Here is a 14,169-nt window from a genome sequence, read left to right on the forward strand (position 1 = left end):
GCTGTCCCCGCAGTCCCACCCCGCTCAAGGAGTGTCCCCCCGCATGAGTACCTATGACGAGCTCGTCCCCGTGCTGAAGAAGCTGCGCCTGTCCGGGCTGCTGCAGTCCCTCGAGGTGCGCTGCCGGGAGGCGGCCGACGCCAACTTGTGTATGCGCTGCACGAGCCCCGTCTTCCGTAGGCCGGACGGACGCCGCATGCTGGCGGCGTGAATGGGACGCTTTCAGCGCGGCGACGACTGCTCTTCGGGCGAGGCCGCAACCGGCGCCGGGACGGTGAGTTCGCCCACCTCGGCGTCGAGTTCGGAGGGGAGGAGGCGAGCGCGCGTAGCGGCCCAGTACTTGGGAGCGAGCTCGAGGTAGCGCTGGTGGGGCCAGTGGGCCAGCACGCGCAGGATGTCGCGCAGGTAGGTCTCGGGCTCGAGTCCGTGCAGTCGCGCGGTGGCGATGAGGGTGAAGAGGTGGCCGGCGCGCTCGGCATGGTCATCGCTCCCGACGAAGAGCCAGGCCTTGCGTCCGACGGCAATCCTTCTCAATTCTCTCTCGGAGCGGTTGTTCTCAAGCAGCAGCCGTCCGTCGTCGAGGAAGCAGCGCAGCGCCTCGCGCTGGCGCACGGCGTAGCCGAGGGCCCGGCGCAAGAGGCCGCGCTGCTCCCGCACCTTCTCGTACTCCTCCTGGGCCCAGACGAAGAAGGCGTCCACGTGCGCACGCAGGTGGGCATGCCTCAGCCGGTGAATCTCCTCCGGGGGCTTGTCCCTCCATGTCGCTTCCAACTGGAAGAGGCGACTGATGCGCGCCAGCCCCTCCCTGGCGATGACGTCCTTGGCCGTCGCCGCCTCCCAGAAGCCCCGGCGGCAGTGCGCCCAGCACGCCACCTCCTGACACACCCCCTCCTCGCCGTCAGCGGGCGCGTCCTCGGCGGGACGGAAGAGGGCGTTGTAGACGCTCTTGGCGTCGGCCTGCACGTAGCCCTTGAAACCCTTGAAGAGCTCCAGCACCGCGGCGCTCGTCTCCTTCGGCGTGTACTCGAAGAAGACGGCGTCCCTGTCGACTACCTGGACGAAGTAGTGGCCGCGTCGGCACGCCTGACGCGGCCCCTCGGTGGGGGCCGGCTGCACCGCCACGCCCGTGGCGTCGGTGGCGATGCAGAAGGCGGTGGCCAGGGCCTCCTCGCGCATGGCGGCCACCACTGTGGTGCCCAGGGTGGCGCCCATGTCCTCCAGCCACCGCGCCATCGTCCCCCTGTCCACCGCCACGCCGTCGCGGGCCAGGCGCTTCTCCATGCGGAACAACGGCAGCCCGTCGCAGTACTTCTCGGTGGCCAGGTGGGCCAGCAGCGAGGGCGCCGCCAGGCAGCGGAAGAAGACTTCCTTGGGCGCCATGGCCGAGGCCAGCGTGGCCTCCCCGTCGGCCCCCACCGTGCGGTACTTCACCCGGGCGATGACGAGGCGCCGCATACCGCCGCGCTGCCAGGCCAGCTTGCAGCTCTCCTCGAAGCCGATTTTCTCCGCCTTCCCCTGGGCCACCAGCTCGTCGAAGAGAGGGTCCGCAATCACCACCCGCCTCTCTTCCAGCGGCAGACTCTTCAAGTCCCGCCGGCCCTTGGGCTTGGACTTCTGCTTCGCCCCCGCGCCGCCTGACGCCTCCGCCGAGGCCATGCCCAGTGTGCCGGCCACCTCTTCCAGGGCGCGCAGCTTCTGGGCGAATTCCAACTCCAACTGCTGGGTGTCCACCCGCTCCGCCTTGGCCATGAAGAGGCGGCGCTTGAGTAACTCCAACTCCAGCCGCAGCCTCTCGTGCGAGGCTTTCAGCACGTCCCGCTCCCTCTCCAACTGCGCGGCGCGCTGCCTCTCGGCGCTCAACAGCGCCTCGAGCTCGGCGATGCGCGCCTGCGCGGAAATGGGAGACTCGTGCGTGGACACCGCGGCCTTGTAACCACTCACCACCGCGCTGTCGACACCCACCTGGTGCCCCCGCGCGGTGGTGCGCCTGGCTCCTCTCAATGTGGGCGAGGGCCGCGCCTGGGCGCCTCCACGCGCAGCCCGTCCAGCAACTCCTCCAGCACGTGCTCCTCCACCGCCAGGCTGGTAGCGCCTTCCTCCAACCCTCGCGGCACCTGGAAGCAGCCGGTGTCCAGCCGCTTGTAGAAGAGGCACAGCCCCGTGCCGTCGTAGAAGAGTACCTTCAGCGCCGTGCGCCGCTTGCCGAAGAAGACGAAGAGGGCGCCGCTGCGAGGCTTGCGTCCCAGCCTCTCCTCCACCAACCCAGACAGCCGCTCGAAGCCCCAGCGCAAGTCAATCGGCTCCAGGCCCAGGAAGATTTCGACGCCGTGCGGAATCATCGCGGCCCGCCCCGGCTCGCCGTACCCAGCGCCGCCAGCGCCACGCCTACCGTCGCCACGTCCGCCCCCGCGGGCACCAGCACCCGCGCCCCGTGCGCCTCAATGACGACGAGTCCTGCACCAGGTGCGGCTTCCTCGCGGGCCGGGGAAGTAACCAGCCTCACCAGCGGCACCGCCGCCTCCGCTTCTCCACGCCCCGCCTTCGCCAGCCGACTCGACCACCGGTACAGCGGGCTGGGCGTGAACTCCTTCCCACGGCAGTACTCCTCCGCGCTCAGCCCACTGGTGCGCCACTCCTCCACTCGCTTCTTCCACAGCTCCGCATTCGCCATGCGCGCCACCTTGCGCGCTCCGGCTCATCCCCTCCAGACGGGGCTCGTGCAGCGGATACCAACTTGTCGCTGACGGAATTCCTCTACCGACTGCTGGCCGACGAGGTGGAGCGGCGCGACGGCAAGCAGTTGGACGTGCGCCTGCGCCGTGCCGCCTTCGAGCGGCCCAGCACCCTGGAGGACTTCGACTTCTCCTTCAACACCTCCGTCCCGCGCGCCAAGGTGCTGGAGTTGGGCACCTGCACCTTTGTCGAGCGGCACGAGAACGTGCTCGTGGTGGGCCCGGCGGGCGTCGGCAAGAGTCACCTCGCCCAGGCGCTGGGACAGCGAGCTTGCCGCGCCGGCCACGCCGTCCTCTACGTGAGCGCCCACGACATGCTCACGCAGTTGCGCGCCTCACGCGCCGACAACAGCTACGAGCGGCGCCTCCTGCGCTTCACCACGCCAGCCCTGCTCATCATCGACGACCTCGGACTGCGGCCCCTCACGGGTGAGGAGGGTGTCGACCTGTACGAGATTATCCGTCGTCGCTACGAGCGTGCGGCCACTTGCATCACCTCCAATCGCGCCCTGGAGGAGTGGCCTCCGCTGTTTGGTGACGCACTGCTGGCCAGCGCCGCCATGGACCGACTGCTGCACCACTCCCATGTCCTCACCATCGAGGGTGACAGCTACCGCAACCCACCGCTCGCCAAGCGCACCCGAGCACCGCGCGCGGCCCACGCTGACACCGCCGCACGCTGACACCTGGCGGAGCCCCTGCCGGACCGGTTTGGCCGAACCCGCGCGGCCCACTCCGTCGCGATTCCTGGGCGCTTCACGTCCGGACCTGATTGGCCGAACCGAACAGCGACCTGATTGGCCGAGCCTTGACACTGGGCCGCTACAAGCGGCGCACTGGGGAACTCGACGAGGCGATTACCAGCGCCTACGTGCAGGGCGTCTCCACGAGGAAAATGGGCAAGGTGACGCGTGCCCTCATGGGGGAGGCCGTCTCGCGCTCGACGGTGAGCCGGGTGACGAGGACGCTGGAGGAGAAGGTGGAGGCGCTGCGTACCCAGCCCCTTACCCAAGCCATCCCCTACCTGTACCTGGATGCCACCTTCCTCGACGCCAGGTGGGCGCGCACGGTGCAGAACGTCTCCGCCCTGGTAGCCTACGGTGTGGGCGAGGATGGGCACCGGCACCTGCTGGCGGTGACGCTGGGTGGCAGCGAGTCGGCGGACTCCTGGCTGGACTTGCTGCGCCAGTTGCTAGAGCGAGGGCTGCGAGGCGTGCGGCTCGTCATCGCCGACGGACACGCGGGACTGGCCGCCGCGGCCCGCCAGGCCCTGCCGGAGGCGCGGCTGCAGCGCTGCACCGTGCACCTCACCCGGAACGTGCTCGCCAAGGCGCCCTGGAGGCTGCGTGGGCGCCTGGGCAAGGAGACGTCGGCCGTCTTCGAGGCCCCCAGCCTTGAGGACGCCAGGAAGCGGCTGGAGGCCCTTGAAGAGGGGCTGGGACGCCACCTGCCAGAGGCCATGGAGTGCCTGCGCGAGGGCTTCGCCGCCGCCACCTGCTTCTTCGCCTTCCCCAAGGCCCACTGGAAGCGCCTACGCAGCACCAACGGCCTGGAGCGCCTCCACGGCGAGGTGAAGCGCCGCATCCGCGGCGTCGGTGCCTTCCCGGACCGCGCCAGCGCCCTGCGCCTCATCATCGCCGTCGCACTTGAAGTCACCGGCGTTTGGGATGACCGCCGATACCTCGACATGTCCCTGCTGAAATCAACCCCTGACACCGCCGCTGCATGATGCCGCCGAGGAGCCTTCCTCCCCCGAACCCCCTCCGAACCAACTACACAGGATTCGGGACTTGACCCTGTTCCACATCCCCGAGGGCTGGACAGTAGACGTCTGGCCATCGCCGCGGCTGGGCTGGTCACCGGGGCCGCTCAAGACCCTAGGAAATACAGAGGTGGTCTTCGCGGCCGTGGCCGGAAGCACAGTGCGCTTCATGGCGCCTGGAACTCCTCGCAATTGAGAAGTGCACGGCGCCGTGTCACACCTTGACTAACTCAACTGCGTCAGAGGTAAGGGCCTGTCGGGATATTAGTTAGCCGAATAGGGGAATGGTCGAGCAACCGAGCATGTTGGCCGGGCATGGACGCGGAAAAGGCCGTGGCGGAGCGCTACCAGGCACTCCGGGACGTCATGGATGAGCGGGTGACGCGCCGCTGGGCAGGCGCCGAGGCGCTCGCGCTGGGACGAGGCGGCGTCACAGCGGTCGCCCGGGCGACGGGACTGGCGCGCATGACGGTGCGCGCGGGGCGCGACGAGGTGAGCGGGAAGAGGCCTGAAGGAGCGCTGGTGCGGGTGCGGCGCAAGGGCGCTGGGCGCCCGCCAGTGGAGGTGGCCCAGCCGGGGCTGACCGAAACCCTGGAGTCGCTGGTGGACCCGGTGACTCGGGGCGACCCGGAGTCGCCGCTGCGCTGGACGTGCAAGAGCACGAGGATGCTGGCTGCGGCGTTGGAGAAGCACGGCTACAAAGTGAGCCCCCAGAAGGTGGGCGAGTTGCTCAAGAGCCAGGGCTACAGCTTGCAGGCAATCTCCAAGTCGTTGGAGGGAGAGTCGCACCCGGACCGCAACGCCCAGTTCGAGCACATCAACGCTCAGGTGCAGGAGTTCCAGGCTCGGGGACAGCCCGCCGTTTCGGTGGACACGAAGAAGAAGGAGTTGGTGGGGGAGTTCAAGAATGGAGGCCGTGAATGGCAGCCGGCGGGGGCGCCGGTGCTGAGCCTGACGCATGACTTCCCAGACACAGCGGTGGGCAAGGCGATTCCCTACGGTGTGTACGACATCGGGGACAACAGCGCCTGGGTGTCGGTGGGGGTGGACCACGACACGCCCGTCTTCGCCGTCAACAGCCTCGGCGCGTGGTGGCGCAAAATGGGCCATGCGCGCTACCCCGAGGCGAAGGAACTCCTGGTGACGGCGGACTCGGGCGGCAGCAACAGCGCGCGAATCCGGGTCTGGAAGGCCGAGCTGCAGCGGCTGGCGGACGCGACGGGGCTTTGCATCAGCGTCTGTCATTTCCCGCCCGGTACGAGCAAGTGGAACAAGGTGGAGCATCGCCTCTTCAGCCACATCAGTCTGAATTGGAGAGGCCGCCCCCTGGAGGACTACGAGACGGTGGTGAACCTCATCGGCACCACGACCAACACCAAGGGCTTGAAGGTGAAAGCACGGCTGGACCGACGGCGCTACCGCACAGGAGTCAGCGTCTCTCCGGAGGCCATGCACGAACTCCACCTCGTCCGCGCTACCTTCCATGGTGACTGGAACTACGTCCTCAAGCCCCGAATGGATAATTAATTTCTGATCAGGCCCCAAGTCGCAGGTGAAGCGTGCGACAGAGAACTGGGCGGGCGGGCCTTGGTTGCATCGGCCGCTACCCGCCCCACTCATAAAGCAGGGATGGACTCCTTTATGAACGCCGCCGCGGTACAGCGGATTGAGAGGTGTTCCCAGTAAATCGGTGAGGTACTGGGCGAGGGGGCTTCTATCACCGCGCCACGATCTGCGTGGTTGATCGCCGCCTCCTCGCGCTCCGTACAGCACTTCCACCGGAGAAGGAGGCAGTGGCTACTGGCTGAAGCGCGGCGTCTCCATCAACAGCTACTTTGCGCCGCATCGGTCCCTGTCCACTCTGCCGACGCCGCGTAGGCTCCCAAGATCGGCCTCTGGGAACTTCGCGAAGTTGTGCAAGTAACATCAGGAGTCGTAAAAACACCCCTTACACAAGCCATGACAGCGGGCACGCTTCCGCCAAGCAGCGGAGACTAGAAGGTACACGTACTGCGGTCCGCCCTCGCTGTAGCTCCCACCGCCACCATTCCGAGTGTTGTGCAGTCGGCTTCGTGCCCACTTTGACCACAAATGCTCGACGAGAATAGACTCCACTCGTTTGGCAGATACCACGCTAGCTGTCCGATAAAGAACTATCATTTCCTCCCAGCCCGCAGACTTATGACTCCTCCAGCGGGTCTCCGGCATGGATGTAAATCCCACTTTGAGATGATAATTGTATCGTGCATGTTGCCCTACAACACGTCGAAGTGCATTCAATGCCCCTACAGCGTGCCCAGTAACCGCCCGATATGTGGGCAATGACTTTTGATAGTCAAGCATTGCAGTCCCCCTCGCGCACTGCGTAGAGACTATCACACTTTCGGCCCCAATGCATTGAGCCGGGCCATAAGAACTCTATGTTTTAGCCGCCATCAGCGCCCCAGCACCGAGGCTGTCAATGTGGCCTCCCATGTAGCCACCACATCAGCGCCCCCACTACGATCTGGCCACCGACAAACAGCGCCCCCCTCCACGGTAGGCGCACCGGCCGCCCCTGGAAGTCATCGAAGCGCACCAAGGCGAACAGGGCCCAGACCAGCGTCATCACGCCACTGAGCACGAAGCCCTTCACCGGGCTCTCCACCGGCGGGGCGAAGATGACGTGGTACAGCACCGCGGGCACCACGAAGGCCACCAACAGCACCAGCCCCCAGACGCGCGCCGCAGGCACCAACGTCGCCGCCCTGCGCATCCTCCGGGCCCGGCCCAGCTTCGGCGCCATCTCGCTCACCGGCGTCGGCTTGGGCAGTACCTTCCCCTTCCACACCAGGTAGTGCGTGGCCATCAGCCTCGACGCGCGCGTCAGGTTGAAGCCCTCCACCGGCGTCCCCGCCGCCATCGCGCTGCGGCAGCTCACCGCCCAGTCGATGTAGTGGTGGACCTCCTCCAGCGGCAGCTTGACGATGCTCCGAATCACCTCGCGCGCCACCACGGGCGCCAGCGGGTCCACGGACCATCCATCCGGCCCCAGCGTGCGCAGCGCCTCGTCCTCCCGCTTCGCACCGACGGGCGCGCCTTCCTCGCCCTGGGACTCCAGCTCCCACGCCATGGTGCCGACGTCGCCCATCCACACCCGCGTGCACTTGAAGCCCGCTTCCTTCGCCAGGCTGGCCACGCGCGTCAGGAAGCCGTCCTGCTCCGCCGCCTCCGCCTCGCCTTCCACAACGCGCGGCGCACCGAGCACCTGCACGTCAATGAGCGTCAGCGCCGGCCCGAACTGGAAGACGTCCGCGACGACGATGTCGCTCCGAGGCTGCTCCCCGAACGACGTCCCCAGCGAGGCGTCCATCCACTGCCGGACCCTGGACCGGTCCGGGCTCCCATGAATCCAGAGGTGATTCGCGATGCCGTAGGCCATGAGTTCCTCGGCCCGGATGCCTACCAGAGACGCGGCGCCACGCTCCAGGAGGATTGGAGCCCACCCCCCTCCCGGATGCCACCCCGGGTCATGGTAGACAGGGACGCACTGCATGGACCGCCTGCCCCTCCTCTTCTGGCTCTGGATGCTCTTCTTCGCCGTCAACGCCCTCTGGGCGCTGGCGCAGGCCGCCGTGGCCAGCACCCTGGGCGTCCGGCCCGTGTCCGTCGTCCTCGGCTACGGCCCCACCCTGCTCTCCGCCCGCCTGGGGAGCATCCTCTGGGCCTTCCGCCCCCTGGCGCTCGGCAGCGCGGTCAGCTTCGACGAGCCCTCCGCCGAGGGCGCCGCCGCCAGGAGCCGCCTGCTCCAGCTCGCCCCGCCCCTGCACGCCGCCGTCATCCTCCTGCCCTGGGTCCTCCAGGTCGCCATCGCCATGGCCTGCCTGGGGCCCTCGGAGGGCCTGCGCCACTTCCTGAGCGGCTTCGCCCTCCCCTTCGAGCCCTCCCTGCTCCCCGGCCGCGTGGAGCGCTTCCTGGCGCTCCTCCAGGACGGCGACCTGCTCCGCGCCTGGGGCCTGATGAGCGCCAAGCTGGCCGCCCTCAACCTCCTGCCCCTGCCCGCGCTCGCCGGAGGCACCTTCCTGCTCCTCCCGTGGCGCAAGGGCTACCCCGTCTGGGCCGGCCTGCTCGGCATCCTCGGGCTGCTGGCCGCCATCCCGTGGGCCCTCTACGTGCTCTACGTGGTCGTCAAGGCGCTCGTCTGATGCCTACGCCTGGCGCTGCAACGCCAGCCGAGCCCCCAGCACCACGAAGACGCCGCCCGTGACGCGCTTCTGCCACGCCGCCACCCGCGGGTTGCGCCGCATCCAGCCCCCGAAGGCCCCCGCCGACGCCGCCAGCACCACCAGCCACGACGTGCCCGTGACGGAGAACATCAACCCGAGCCCCAGGAACTGGAGCCCCGTCGAGCCCGCGGACGCGTCCACGAACTGCGGCAGGAAGGCCAGGAAGAACACGGCCACCTTCGGGTTCAGCACGTTGGTGACCACGCCGTCGCGGAAGATGCGCCGCAGCCCCAGGGCCGGGAGCGCCCGCACCTCCTCGGGGGCCGCGTCCGGGGCGCGCAGCATCTGCACGCCCATCCACACCAGGTAGGCCGCTCCGCCCCACTTCACCACGGTGAAGGCCAGCGCGGACGTCGCGAGCAGCGCCGACAGGCCGAAGGCCGCCGCCGCGATGTGGAACAGGCACCCGACGAAGATGCCCAGCGCGGAGACGATGCCCGCCTTGCGCCCCTGCCCCAGGCTCCGGGCCAGCACGTACATCGTGTCCGGCCCGGGCGTCAGGATGAGCGCGAGCACCGCCAGGAGGTATGCGGTGAGGCGGGTCAAATCGAAGAGCATGGTGGCGACTCCAGGAGGGGCATGCCGGCCAGGCCCCGTGTCCCGTCACCGTACTCGCCGGAGCCCGCCGCGAAAAGCGACGCCCAGCCTCAGACGGGCGCGCGCGTCCCCGCCCGCTCGTCCGCGATTCGCGCCTCACGCTCGCGCCGCAGCGCCCGCTCGGCCTCCTCCGCGCTGATGGGCACGGAAGGACGGAACACCGTGCGGTACACCGCCGCCGCGGTGGCGCCTCCCAGGAGCGGGGCCACGATGAACAGCCAGAGCTGCCCCAGGGGCACGCTCCCCGCGAACACCGCCGGCCCCAGGCTGCGCGCCGGATTCACCGACGTGTTCGTCACCGGAATCCCCACCAGGTGGATGAGCGTCAGCACCAGGCCAATGGCCAGCCCCGCGAAGCCCACCGGCGCGCGCGCGTCCGTGGCGCCCAGCACCGTGAAGACGAGCAGGAAGGTGAGCACCACCTCGGTGAGGAAGGCCGACCCCATGCCAAAGCCGTCCGGCGAGGCGGCACCATAGCCATTGGTCGCCAGCCCCTGCGCCGCCACCGAGTAGCCCCCGGGCATGCCCCCGGCAATCAGCAGCACCACGCCCGCCGCGACGATGGCCCCCGCGCACTGCGCCACCATGTAGCCGGCCGCGTCCTTGCCCTCCATCTTCCCCGTGAGCAGGAGGCCCAGCGTCACCGCCGGATTCACATGGCAGCCGGAGATGGGCCCAATCACGTACACCATGGCCAGCAGCGACAGGCCAAACGCGAGCGCCACGCCCTGGAAGCCGATGTGGTCCCCCGCCAGCACGGCCGCCCCGACGCCGCCCAGCACCAGGACGAACGTCCCGATGAACTCGGCAACGTACTTCCGGACGGCTTCATGTTGGTGGTGCTTGCCAGCCCGAGCCAGCGCGGCCCTGTCCGTGGTTGCATCCATGGTCCGCCTCGTTTCGCGCGCCCAGACGCCACGCCTCAGCGCATTCTTCCAGGCACGCTGTCCATGAACCGGGAGACGACAACGCGGAGCACCGCGTCACGGCCGCTGAGCGGCCCCACGTGCGCGGCCCACGGCCCTCCGCCTCCCCTGACATACACAGACACGCACGCTTTGACTTTCAGGCGCGGGCGCATGCCCCCACGAGCCCCCCTTCCAAGACACAAGGCACAGGGGGCGGTGTGCCCACGGTGAGGCCAGCGGTGATGACTGTCCGAAAGTCGCAGCCATTCCGAGGGCAAGCCCGCTCAAACAAGCTATTCGCGCTAACATTGGAAAAACGCACAACCCAATCGTGCGTTTGGAGGAAGCATGAAGACGTTCGTCATCGCAGGCGCGCTTGCTGCTGGGCTCCTCTCAGGATGCGGCGGAGTCGGAGAGAACGGACTGGAGGCTGATTCGCCGAGCCTTGCCACTCGGGAAGACCGCCTCCTCTGCCTCTCGGACTTCGCCGTCAGGTATTACAGTGACGCGACCTACACCACCCAGGTCGGCTACGAAACCTGCTGGTGCGGCGGCACGCCTCAGCGTGAAGGCATCCGCACCTCGTACCGTCAAGTGCTTTGGGACAACCCCTGTCCTTGACGACGCGGCCCGCTCCAGCGCGCCTGGAGCGGGCCGTAGCCCCATCGGGAAGACACCCACCGCACGCCGCCGGGCCTACCACGCTCAGGCGCCACGTCCTGGGTGCGTCAAGGCCACATGGGGCAACACGCCAACTCGAGTGAGCGAGGCGCGCACGGGCCGACGAGTCCCCTCGGGAAGCGGGGTCAGCGTCACCCACGGAACCGCGCAATCCTGGGTTTCGGGCGCCTGCCCTCCGCCGCTACTGACATACACAGACACGCCCGCTTTGACATTCAGGCTGGGGGGCGACAGCCTGGATGGGCCGTCCCCCCACCTCGAAAGGACTTGTCATGAAGGCTGCAACGCTGCTGCTCGCGGTGACGACGCTGCTGTCCGCGGTTGGCTGTGGTCCGGTGGATGCGCCGGAGGCGGAAGCCGACCTGGGCCAGCGCGAGAGCGAGCTCTACAACTGCGACACGCTCAAGTACCCCTGCCCCAACGGCAGCTTCATCCGGTGTCCCTCGGGCACGCAGTCGTGCGGGATGTACACGACGTGCTCCCTCGACTGCGATGGCCTCGAGGTGCGCTGCGACTTCGCCGACCTCTGCCCGCTCATGTAGCGACGGGCAGCGGCGTGAAGCGCCGCGGCCCGTGCCGAGCATCCCCTGAAAGCCGGTGCGGCGCCGCGCACAGCGGGCGGCGCCCACACCCGGCCGGGACTACTTGTTCTTCATCACCCCGATGAAGGGGATGTTCCGGTACACCTCGCCGTAGTCGAGCCCGTAGCCGACGACGAAGAGGTCCTCGATGACGAAGCCCTTGTAGTCGATGTCCACCTTTGTCCGGGCGCGCGCGGGCTTCTCCAGCAGCGAGCACACCTTCAGGGACGCGGGGTGCCGGGCGCGCAGGTTCTCCAGCAGGAACTGCATGGTGAGCCCGGTGTCGATGATGTCCTCGATGACGAGCAGGTGCTTGCCGGCCATGGGCTTGCTGACATCCGTGGTGATGCGCACCTCGCCCGTGGACTCGGTGCCGCCCTGGTAGCTGGACACGCCCAGGAACTCCAGCTTCACCGGCAGGTCGATGTACTTCGCCAGGTCGATGGCGAAGAACGCGGAGCCCTTCAGCACGCAGATGAGCGTCAGGTCCTTGCCCGCGTAGTCACGGGTAATCTCCGCGGCGAGCTCGCGCACGCGCGCCTGCAACTTGTCCTCGGGAATCAGGACTCCGACTTCCTGCTCGTAGAACGCCAAGGATTCCTCCGCTACACGTACGCGTTGTTCATGATCTCCCCGAAGCCGCCGCCTCCGGGGACGATGTACTGCCGGTCATCCAGGCCCCGCTCCTTCTCCCAGAGCGCGCCCGGCTCGGTGCCGAACACCTCCGGCGGGGACAGGCCCCGGTCCAGCCGGAGCGCGTAGATGATGACGTCCGGATGGTCCGTGGTCATCTTCCGCAGGTACTCCGGCGTGACGATGAGGTTCAGGGTGATGATGCGCCGGGGCTTGCCCGGCACCTTGTTCTTGTAGAGCGAAATCGCCGTGGACAGGCTGCCCCCCGTGGCCCCCATGGGGTCCGGGAAGAGGACGAAGGCGTCGTCCACGTCGCCGCCAATCTTCGCGCCGCCAATCTCCGAGCCCACCACCGCCTCCGCGGCGTCAATCATGCGGCTCATGATGATGTGGTCCTGGCGCACCACCGTCGGGTCCAACGTGGCGTTCATCAGGTCGTACGTCACCTGCGACGGCAGCGTGCCCGCCCGGGCGATGTTCACCGTCACCACGCGCACCTGCGGGTCGATGACCTCGCCCTGGTAGAGGCCCTGCGGCGTGGAGTCGATCATCCGCGTGGGCAGGCTGACGTTCTTCCGCGGGAACTCCGCGTTGAGCACCGTCTTCACCAGGTCCACGTACAGCGTCTCCACCAGGCGGTTGATCTGCGGCTGGATGACGCCCTTCGAACACAGCGTGGCCAACTGGGTCAGGAGAAAGGGATTTCCCACCAGGTGGACCTGAGGCCCATAGTGGTGGGTCATCTCGTTCAGCCTGAAGGGAACGTTGGAGTACAGGGTGTCGCGCATCCGTTCAGCTCCCGCTCAGTCGAACAGCTCCAGCGTCTGGGGCGGCGTGCCCTCCGCCGGCTCCGCCACGTGACACTTGCGGCAGCGCGGCTCGTACGCGCCCGCCGCGCCCACCACCACCCGCTCACCACTGGACACGATGCGCTGGGAGCGGTTGGCCGGATTCCCACACACCACGCAGATGGCCAGCTCCTTCGTCACGTACTCCGACACCGCCATGAGCTGCGGCATGGGTTCGAAGGGGCGCCCCTGGTAGTCCTGGTCCAGCCCCGCGCAGATGACGCGCAGGCCCTTGTTGGCCAGCGCCTCCACCACGGCGACGACTTCTGAACCGAAGAACTGCACCTCGTCGATGCCCACCACCTGCGTGTCCGGGGCGAGCCTGTAAAAAATCTCTTCAGCCCGCTCGATGGCGGTGGACATCACCTTGAGCTGGGAGTGGCTCACCACCGCGGATTCGTCGTAGCGGTTGTCGAGCCGCGGCTTGAAGACCTGCACCTTCTGCTTGCCGTAGACGGCGCGCTGGACGCGGCGGATCAGCTCCTCCGTCTTGCCGGAGAACATCGAACCGCAGATGACCTCTATCCACCCGATATCTTTGGGGAATTGATGCAAGGAACGCTCACGGGCCGGGGGCGGAAGGGGCGCGGATAGTCTGCCACGACCCCAGGGGAGTCAACTTCCCGCCATGCCCGTCCCATAGCTGAATCGACCGCGGATGTCGCCCGCTTCCTCGCCTGCCCACGCGCTGCCCTCCCGGGCGTTGGCAAGGCTCTTGAAAGGCTCTGCCTTCGGACCGGCGAAGGGGGATGGGCGTGGCGGCGACGATTGAACCGATGCAGGGCGGGGCGTGGGGCAACAGGGCTTCCTTCTATCTGTCACCGGCGTCCGTGGCGCTGCTGACGCTGAACCTGCTGGACGGGCTCTTCACCCTCTTCTTCCTGCAGTTGGGTGTGGCCGAGGAGCTCAACCCCATCATGCGGGTGGCCTACGAGCAGTCCCCGCTCTTCTTCATGTTCGCCAAGCTGGTCATCGTGAACGCGGGCCTGTGGCTCCTGTGCATCCACCGGCACCTCAACGCCAGCCGCATCGCCATCCGGTTGGGCGCGGCGGTGTATGCCGTCATCGTGGTCTACCACCTCGCGTTCCTGACCCACCTGGTCATGCACTGGCCGCAAATGCTGCCCTAGCCTCCACTCGCAGCGGCCGACTGTGGGTGCAT

At 67.9% G+C, this 14,169-nt stretch carries 16 protein-coding genes and 1 pseudogene; 8 read left to right on the forward strand and 9 right to left on the reverse strand.

The window, feature by feature from the left end:
• Positions 1 to 43: 43 nt before the first annotated feature.
• Positions 44 to 211 (forward strand): hypothetical protein, encoded by a 168-nt coding sequence (locus MYMAC_RS24900; RefSeq protein WP_239988998.1) that lies wholly within the window; start codon positions 44 to 46, stop codon positions 209 to 211.
• A gap of 11 nt (positions 212 to 222) precedes the next feature.
• On the opposite strand, the gene tnpC is transcribed toward MYMAC_RS24900, so the two are convergent.
• The 3 genes from tnpC to tnpA are packed head-to-tail and all read right to left on the reverse strand — an operon-like array spanning position 223 to position 2,671.
• Positions 223 to 1,962, reverse strand: a complete 1,740-nt coding sequence (gene tnpC / locus MYMAC_RS24905) for an IS66 family transposase (protein WP_239988999.1) — start codon at positions 1,960 to 1,962, stop codon at positions 223 to 225.
• 35 nt (positions 1,963 to 1,997) lie between these two features.
• On the reverse strand, positions 1,998 to 2,339 hold the full coding sequence (gene tnpB, locus MYMAC_RS24910; protein ID WP_013938504.1) for an IS66 family insertion sequence element accessory protein TnpB: 342 nt from the start codon (positions 2,337 to 2,339) through the stop codon (positions 1,998 to 2,000).
• Entirely contained in the window at positions 2,336 to 2,671 is a 336-nt protein-coding gene (tnpA, locus tag MYMAC_RS24915; RefSeq protein ID WP_095961422.1) for an IS66 family insertion sequence element accessory protein TnpA, read from the reverse strand. Before tnpA ends, tnpB begins: the two co-directional genes overlap by 4 nt.
• Between tnpA and istB the strand changes: the two genes are divergently transcribed.
• The 3 genes and pseudogenes from istB (at position 2,663) to MYMAC_RS24930 (ending at position 6,021) form a co-directional block, all read left to right on the forward strand.
• Positions 2,663 to 3,415, forward strand: a complete 753-nt coding sequence (istB, locus tag MYMAC_RS24920; RefSeq protein ID WP_420810050.1) for an IS21-like element helper ATPase IstB — start codon at positions 2,663 to 2,665, stop codon at positions 3,413 to 3,415. The genes tnpA and istB overlap by 9 nt on opposite strands.
• A 131-nt stretch (positions 3,416 to 3,546) precedes the next feature.
• Positions 3,547 to 4,461, forward strand: a pseudogene (locus MYMAC_RS24925) (IS256 family transposase); the annotation flags it as partial.
• 348 nt (positions 4,462 to 4,809) lie between these two features.
• Positions 4,810 to 6,021 (forward strand): ISAzo13 family transposase, encoded by a 1,212-nt coding sequence (locus MYMAC_RS24930; protein ID WP_095959898.1) that lies wholly within the window; start codon positions 4,810 to 4,812, stop codon positions 6,019 to 6,021.
• Between the two features lie 931 nt (positions 6,022 to 6,952).
• On the opposite strand, the gene MYMAC_RS24935 is transcribed toward MYMAC_RS24930, so the two are convergent.
• A complete protein-coding gene (locus MYMAC_RS24935; protein ID WP_095959899.1) occupies positions 6,953 to 7,915 on the reverse strand; it encodes a hypothetical protein in 963 nt (320 codons plus the stop codon).
• 112 nt (positions 7,916 to 8,027) lie between these two features.
• Between MYMAC_RS24935 and MYMAC_RS24940 the strand changes: the two genes are divergently transcribed.
• Complete coding sequence (locus tag MYMAC_RS24940) at positions 8,028 to 8,678, forward strand: hypothetical protein (RefSeq protein WP_095959900.1); 651 nt, start codon at positions 8,028 to 8,030, stop codon at positions 8,676 to 8,678.
• Positions 8,679 to 8,681: 3 nt separating this feature from the next.
• Here the strand turns inward: MYMAC_RS24940 and MYMAC_RS24945 are convergent, their stop codons facing one another.
• Entirely contained in the window at positions 8,682 to 9,317 is a 636-nt protein-coding gene (locus MYMAC_RS24945) for a LysE family translocator (RefSeq protein ID WP_095959901.1), read from the reverse strand.
• An 89-nt stretch (positions 9,318 to 9,406) separates the two neighbouring features.
• Entirely contained in the window at positions 9,407 to 10,243 is an 837-nt protein-coding gene (aqpZ, locus tag MYMAC_RS24950; protein WP_095959902.1) for an aquaporin Z, read from the reverse strand.
• 369 nt (positions 10,244 to 10,612) lie between these two features.
• On the opposite strand from aqpZ, the gene MYMAC_RS36970 reads away from it, so the two are divergent.
• Both MYMAC_RS36970 and MYMAC_RS24955 read left to right on the forward strand, forming a co-directional pair.
• Positions 10,613 to 10,885 carry a DUF6289 family protein gene (locus MYMAC_RS36970; protein WP_157757545.1) on the forward strand — a complete coding sequence of 91 codons (273 nt, stop codon included), beginning with the start codon at positions 10,613 to 10,615 and terminating at the stop codon, positions 10,883 to 10,885.
• Positions 10,886 to 11,217: 332 nt separating this feature from the next.
• A complete protein-coding gene (locus MYMAC_RS24955; RefSeq protein ID WP_013941624.1) occupies positions 11,218 to 11,487 on the forward strand; it encodes a hypothetical protein in 270 nt (89 codons plus the stop codon).
• Positions 11,488 to 11,586: 99 nt separating this feature from the next.
• Here MYMAC_RS24955 and hpt read toward each other — a convergent pair whose 3' ends face one another.
• Genes hpt through MYMAC_RS24970 form a run of 3 tightly spaced genes read right to left on the reverse strand, consistent with a single transcriptional unit; the run spans position 11,587 to position 13,562 of the window.
• Positions 11,587 to 12,120: a hypoxanthine phosphoribosyltransferase gene (hpt, locus tag MYMAC_RS24960; RefSeq protein WP_013941625.1), complete on the reverse strand. Its 534-nt coding sequence runs from the start codon at positions 12,118 to 12,120 to the stop codon at positions 11,587 to 11,589.
• Between the two features lie 11 nt (positions 12,121 to 12,131).
• Entirely contained in the window at positions 12,132 to 12,947 is an 816-nt protein-coding gene (locus tag MYMAC_RS24965; protein WP_095959903.1) for a uracil phosphoribosyltransferase, read from the reverse strand.
• A gap of 15 nt (positions 12,948 to 12,962) precedes the next feature.
• Positions 12,963 to 13,562, reverse strand: coding sequence for a thymidine kinase (locus tag MYMAC_RS24970; RefSeq protein WP_043711876.1), 600 nt, complete (start codon positions 13,560 to 13,562; stop codon positions 12,963 to 12,965).
• Between the two features lie 194 nt (positions 13,563 to 13,756).
• Between MYMAC_RS24970 and MYMAC_RS24975 the strand changes: the two genes are divergently transcribed.
• Complete coding sequence (locus tag MYMAC_RS24975; RefSeq protein WP_204816940.1) at positions 13,757 to 14,137, forward strand: DUF5658 family protein; 381 nt, start codon at positions 13,757 to 13,759, stop codon at positions 14,135 to 14,137.
• Positions 14,138 to 14,169: the final 32 nt, after the last annotated feature.

Source organism: Corallococcus macrosporus DSM 14697, from assembly GCF_002305895.1.
GTDB lineage: Bacteria > Myxococcota > Myxococcia > Myxococcales > Myxococcaceae > Myxococcus > Myxococcus macrosporus.